This window comes from Mycobacterium sp. (assembly GCF_050701675.1).
Classification (GTDB): Bacteria; Actinomycetota; Actinomycetes; order Mycobacteriales; family Mycobacteriaceae; genus Mycobacterium.
In genome coordinates this window covers 1-5,507 of record NZ_JBOGDD010000520.1, presented here as the reverse complement: position 1 = coordinate 5,507, position 5,507 = coordinate 1, and the positions used below count along the sequence as shown (strand labels likewise).

Sequence of the window (5,507 nt, the reverse complement as noted above, 5' to 3'; positions counted from 1 at the left end):
GATACCGTGCTTCCACTCGACGGTGCGCGGAATCACCGGCCACCGGGTCAACCCCAGGCGCGCAGGCTTCACGGCCTGCCAGATGTCGACGTAGGGGTGGCCGACCACCAGCGTGTGCTCCCCGCCGGGACCCCGCCTGACGTCCGCGGCGATGCGAGCCTCCTTCGACCCGGTGACGAGATGATCGACGAGAACGCCGAGCCGTCTGCCAGGGCCTGGCTCGAAGTCCCGCACGATGGCCGCGAGATCGTCGACGCCGCCGAGGTACTCGACGACGACGCCTTCGACGCGGAGGTCGGCGCCCCACACCTGTTCGACGAGTTCGGCGTCGTGGCGCCCCTCGACGTAGATGCGGCTGGCCAGGGCCGTCCGTGCTCGCGCGCCTGGGGTTGACCCGGTGGCCGGTGATTCCGCGCACCGTCGAGTGGAAGCACGGTATCTGCGACGCGCTGGGCTGGCCACACGGAAGCCAGGCCGACATCGCTGCCGCCTGGCGGCGGATCCGCGGGACGGTGCGGGACTGGAACGACCTGGAGCCCGAGCTCATCGGTCGCGTCGAGGAACTGATCGACTTCGTCACGGCGCCTGCGTGAGGAAAGCCTTGCCGCGCGGCGAGATTCGGTAACCGACGTCGAGACTGGTGGTTAGCCCCAGGCCCTTGAGCTGGCGGACCCTTCGCTTGAAGGGCGTGGTCTCCATGCCCATCACGACCGCGAGGTCGGGTGCACGCACGGCTTCGTTGGTTGCGATCAGTTGCAGGTACTCACGCGTCCACGGACCCGTCGCGCTCGCCGCGTCCCAGCGGTCGAGTCGCTTGGCGATGGCGGAGCGGTCCTCCTGTGTCAGCGCAGCGTCGGCAGCGAGTTGCGGGCGCTCGTCCGGCCCAACGTAGGACACCGCGATCGCGTAGACGTGCCGTGCCGGCCTGCGGTCCAGTTCGGCGCGGGCGGTCGCAGCGTCGGGGTAGCCGGCGGCCTCGGCTTGGGCGGCTGTCACGGGTCGACGTAATTCCGTGACGCCTTCGATGCGGATCGTGCCCGCCGAAGTCCGTTGCGTGCCTCCTACTTTCGCTCGGGGTGCATCCCAGCTCCGCAGCACCAGCGTGATGGCGCCGGCGGCGATTCCGTCGGCCGTGGCCCGGTTGATCAACACGCCACCCATCGTCTCGCATCAGCGCACATTCTGAGAATTCACGATGGACGCGCACCGAATGGTGGACGCGGGCACGGGAATGGGACATCATCCGTGCATGTCAGTGCCTCCGCCGCCCTACGGTTCGGAACCGCCGCCCTACGGTTCGGATCCGTCGTTGCCCCCGCCGGTCGGCGCGTATGGCGCCCCGCCGCCGCCAGGCCCCTACGGAGCACCCCCGCCGTACCAGGGTGGGTACGTCCCGCCGTATCAGGGCGGGCAGTTCGGTGTCGACGTGTACGGGCGGCCGCTGTCGGACAAGAGCAAAATCGTCGCAGGGCTGTTGCAGCTCTTCCTGGGAACCTTCGGGATCGGCCGCTTCTACCTCGGCTACACCGGCCTGGGGGTGGCGATGCTGCTGCTGTCCTGGCTGACCTGCGGAATCTGGCCACTCGTCGACGCGATCCTGATCCTGGTGGGCAAGGTGCCGGACTCGGACGGACGCACGCTGCGCGACTGACTGGGTTCGGCGGCGTCGCCGCGGCGTGGTAAGCCTGTCCCGTGGCCGATGGTCTCTTCGACGTGCCTGGAGAACCGGGCCATGGTGACGGCATCCCCGACGGCGGCCCGTCGGCTCCGCTGGCCGTACGCATGCGACCCGCCGGTCTCGACGAGGTGGTCGGCCAGGACCATCTGCTGCGCGACGGATCGCCCCTGCGGCGTCTGGTCGACGGTTCGGGTGCGGCGTCGGTCATCCTCTACGGGCCGCCGGGCACCGGCAAGACGACGCTCGCTTCCCTGATTTCGCAGGCCACGGGCCGCCGGTTCGAGGCACTCTCCGCGCTGTCGGCTGGCGTCAAGGACGTGCGGGCGGTCATCGACGTCGCACGTCGGGCCGCGGTGCACGGTCAGCAGACGGTGCTGTTCATCGACGAGGTGCACCGGTTCTCCAAGACTCAGCAGGATGCCCTGCTCGCCGCCGTCGAGAATCGCATCGTGCTGCTCGTCGCCGCAACCACCGAGAACCCGTCGTTCTCGGTCGTCGCACCCCTGCTGTCGCGCTCGCTGATTCTGCAGTTGCAGCCGCTCGGTGCCGATGCGGTGCGGGCGGTGGTCAAGCGGGCCATCGCCGATCCGCGCGGCCTCCGCGGTTCGGTCACGGTCGACGCGGACGCCATCGAACTGCTGGTGCAACTGGCTGCGGGGGACGCCCGCCGCGCGCTGACGGCCCTCGAGGTGGCGGCCGAGGCAGGTGATCACGTGACGGTGGAGATCATCGAACAGTCGCTGGACAAGGCCGCCGTCCGCTACGACCGGGACGGCGACCAGCACTACGACGTCGTCAGCGCCTTCATCAAGTCCGTGCGCGGTTCCGACGTCGACGCCGCTCTGCACTACCTGGCGCGGATGCTGACCGCGGGGGAGGACCCCCGCTTCATCGCGCGGCGTCTGACGATCCTGGCGAGCGAGGACATCGGGATGGCCGATCCGACGGCACTGCAGACGGCCGTGGCGGCCGCGCAGACCGTGCAGCTGATCGGGATGCCGGAGGCGCAGCTGACACTCGCCCACGCCACGGTGCACCTGGCCACGGCGCCGAAGTCGAACGCGGTGACGATGGCGCTGGGGGCGGCGATGGGGGACATCAAGGCGGGCAAGGCGGGTTTGGTGCCTCCGCACCTGCGTGACGGCCACTACTCCGGGGCCGCGGCATTGGGCAACGCGCAGGGCTACTCATATCCCCACGACGACGCGGATGGCATTGTGCCGCAACAGTATGCGCCCGACGAACTCGTTGGCGTCGACTATTACCGGCCGACGACGCACGGCGCCGAGCGGGAGATCGCGGGGCGACTCGACCGGTTGCGCGCGATCCTCCGCCGGAAGCGCTGACCAGTGACCCTTGACTTCCCCGACACCGCAACCTAGGTTCGTATTCAACCAAATGATTGATCAATCTAGAGGTTGATAATTGAAACCCAAGGATGAAGGCGGCGAAGAGCGTCTGGACCGCGCCTTCTTGGCCTTGGCGGATCCTGTGCGCCGGGCCATCGTGGCCAGGTTGTCGCGCGGGCCCGCCACGGTCAACGAGCTGGCCGAACCGCATCCCATCACCAAACAGGCGGTGTCCAAGCACATTCAGGTGCTGGAGCACGCGGGCCTCGTCACAAGGACCCGCGTGGCCCAAAGCAGGCCCGTGCACCTCGACGCCGCGGCACTCGAGCGGCTGACGGGCTGGATCGACCGCTACCGCTTGGACGCCGAACGCAACTACCGACGGCTCGACGGCCTACTGGCGGCGACCGAGGACACAGACAAGACCTAGAAGGGAAACTCGCGATGACGAACACACTCGACCTGGTGGTCCCAGTCGACACCTTGGCCATGGAATTCACCCGCGAATTCGACGCTCCCGTCGAGGCGCTCTTCCGTGCTCACGCCCAACCCGAGCTCGTCAAGCAGTGGCTGGGGCCCGCGCTCCTTGAGATGTCCGTCGAGCGTTGGGAATTCCACACCGGCGGAGGCTACCGCTACCTGCACCGCGGGCCCGACGGCGACGAGTACTGGTTCAACGGCGTCTTCCACACCGTGCGCCACGACGAGTTCGTCATCCAGACGTTCGAGTTCGAAGGTGCACCGGACATGGTCAACATCGAATATCTGTGGTTCGACGATCTCGGTGGCGGGCGCAGCAGCCTCCGTGGACGTTCGATCTTTCCCAACACCGATGCCCGTGATGCCCTCCTGTCCTCGGGCATGGAGGGCGGCATGACCGAGGGCTACGAGCGCCTCGAGACCCTGCTGTCGGACGACTGAGGGCGGCGTTGCCGCCGGGACGTCGACGTCCTCGACGAACGCGATGGGACACGACGTTCGACTTCGCCGATCCCGGCGGCAACGCCTGGGTGGTGCAGCGGATCAGGGCGCGGGGGGAAACCCCTTCTGCCGCACCGCCCTGCCTAACGGCGAAGGAGGCCTGTCCGACGGCGGCGGCCCATCAGACCGGCCACCAGCGCGACGCCGAGCGCAGCGACGATGACCTGCACCAGTAGTTCCATCCAGTCGATGCCTGCGGTCGCGGTGGGGATGCCGAGTTGGCGGGCCAGCCACGTGCCGATGAGCGCCGAGACGATGCCGACCAAGATCGTGACGAGCAAGCCGATTGACTGCTTGCCGGGGAGTACGAGGCGACCGAGGACGCCGATGACGGCGCCGATCAGTATTGCCGTGATGATGCCAGTGGGAGTCATTGTCCCGTCACTTCCGTTCAGTGTGTGAGGTGAAACAGCAGTACCCCCGGGGTCCCGAAATAAACGTCGGCGTGAATAAAATCGGCCGTACCCTCGTCTGGGTGAACACCGAGTTGATCGACGTGGATACCTCCCGTCGCCGCACCGTGGACCTCACCGACAGCGTCCGTGCATTCTGCGCTCCGCTGGGTGACGGGCTGTGCAGCGTGTTCGTTCCGCACGCCACGGCGGGCGTGGCCGTCGTGGAGACGGGCGCCGGGTCCGACGACGACCTCGTCGACACGCTCGAACGGCTGCTGCCCCGCGACGACCGATACCGACACGTTCACGGTTCCCCGGGACATGGCGCCGATCACGTTCTGCCCGGGATAGTGGCGCCGTCGGTGACCGTCCCGGTTCAGGCTGGCGAGCCGCTTCTCGGTACCTGGCAGAGCATCGTGCTGGTCGACCTGAACAGGGACAACTCACGACGGTCGGTGCGTCTGAGCTTCATCGGTGGGTGAAGCCCCGCCGAAGCGGCGCGCCACGGGGAACCCACGCCGCGCGCTTGCAGGTCGATCGGGACGGGCCGGTACTGTAATGCGGTCGAGAACGGCCATGACTCGAATAGTTAAGGACAGCAGCACGTGCAGACACACGAGATCAGGAAGCGCTTCCTCGATCACTTCGTGAACGCGGGTCACACCGAGGTGCCGAGCGCGTCGGTGATCCTCGACGACCCCAATCTGTTGTTCGTCAACGCGGGCATGGTCCAGTTCGTGCCGTTCTTCCTCGGGCAGCAGAAGCCGCCGTGGGACCGCGCGACCAGCGTCCAGAAGTGCATCCGCACGCCCGACATCGACGAAGTCGGCATCACCACCCGCCACAACACGTTCTTCCAGATGGCGGGCAACTTCTCCTTCGGCGACTACTTCAAGAAGGGCGCCATCCAATTCGCCTGGACGCTGCTGACCAATCCGCAGGATCAGGGCGGCTACGGATTGGACCCCGAAACCCTCTGGGCGACCGTCTATCTCGACGATGACGAGGCGATCACACTGTGGCAGGAGGTGGCCGGGCTGCCACTGGAACGCATCCAGCGTCGCGGGATGGCCGACAACTACTGGTCCATGGGCATCCCTGGAC

8 protein-coding genes and 2 pseudogenes are annotated in these 5,507 nt (G+C 67.4%); 7 read left to right on the top strand and 3 right to left on the bottom strand.

The genetic code is table 11. The features are described 5' to 3' along the window. Window positions 1–402, bottom strand: a pseudogene (locus ACRDUX_RS15665) (DUF3097 family protein); the annotation flags it as partial. Here ACRDUX_RS15665 and ACRDUX_RS15660 point away from each other — a divergent pair. Next, window positions 381–593, top strand: a pseudogene (locus ACRDUX_RS15660) (DUF3097 family protein); the annotation flags it as partial. The pseudogenes ACRDUX_RS15665 and ACRDUX_RS15660 sit on opposite strands and share 22 nt — an antisense overlap. Here the strand turns inward: ACRDUX_RS15660 and ACRDUX_RS15655 are convergent. Beyond that, window positions 577–1,152, bottom strand: coding sequence for a hypothetical protein (locus ACRDUX_RS15655; RefSeq protein WP_526414933.1), 576 nt, complete (start codon window positions 1,150–1,152; stop codon window positions 577–579). The pseudogene ACRDUX_RS15660 and the gene ACRDUX_RS15655 sit on opposite strands and share 17 nt — an antisense overlap. 97 nt (window positions 1,153–1,249) lie before the next feature. Here ACRDUX_RS15655 and ACRDUX_RS15650 point away from each other — a divergent pair, with 97 nt between their 5' ends. The 4 genes from ACRDUX_RS15650 to ACRDUX_RS15635 all read left to right on the top strand — a co-directional run bounded on the left by ACRDUX_RS15650 (window position 1,250) and on the right by ACRDUX_RS15635 (window position 3,948). Then, complete coding sequence (locus tag ACRDUX_RS15650) at window positions 1,250–1,651, top strand: TM2 domain-containing protein (RefSeq protein ID WP_526414932.1); 402 nt, start codon at window positions 1,250–1,252, stop codon at window positions 1,649–1,651. Between the two features lie 41 nt (window positions 1,652–1,692). Further along, window positions 1,693–3,024, top strand: a complete 1,332-nt coding sequence (locus ACRDUX_RS15645) for a replication-associated recombination protein A (RefSeq protein ID WP_526414931.1) — start codon at window positions 1,693–1,695, stop codon at window positions 3,022–3,024. A gap of 79 nt (window positions 3,025–3,103) precedes the next feature. Next, complete coding sequence (locus ACRDUX_RS15640) at window positions 3,104–3,457, top strand: ArsR/SmtB family transcription factor (RefSeq protein WP_526414930.1); 354 nt, start codon at window positions 3,104–3,106, stop codon at window positions 3,455–3,457. 14 nt (window positions 3,458–3,471) lie between these two features. Beyond that, window positions 3,472–3,948, top strand: a complete 477-nt coding sequence (locus ACRDUX_RS15635) for an SRPBCC family protein (protein ID WP_526414929.1) — start codon at window positions 3,472–3,474, stop codon at window positions 3,946–3,948. Between the two features lie 143 nt (window positions 3,949–4,091). On the opposite strand, the gene ACRDUX_RS15630 is transcribed toward ACRDUX_RS15635, so the two are convergent. Next, window positions 4,092–4,382 (bottom strand): GlsB/YeaQ/YmgE family stress response membrane protein, encoded by a 291-nt coding sequence (locus ACRDUX_RS15630; RefSeq protein WP_526414928.1) that lies wholly within the window; start codon window positions 4,380–4,382, stop codon window positions 4,092–4,094. A gap of 113 nt (window positions 4,383–4,495) precedes the next feature. Between ACRDUX_RS15630 and ACRDUX_RS15625 the strand changes: the two genes are divergently transcribed. After that, window positions 4,496–4,885 carry a secondary thiamine-phosphate synthase enzyme YjbQ gene (locus ACRDUX_RS15625; RefSeq protein WP_526414934.1) on the top strand — a complete coding sequence of 130 codons (390 nt, stop codon included), beginning with the start codon at window positions 4,496–4,498 and terminating at the stop codon, window positions 4,883–4,885. A gap of 123 nt (window positions 4,886–5,008) precedes the next feature. Continuing rightward, a partial coding sequence (locus tag ACRDUX_RS15620; protein WP_526414927.1) for an alanine--tRNA ligase-related protein occupies window positions 5,009–5,507 on the top strand: 499 nt, incomplete at its 3' end.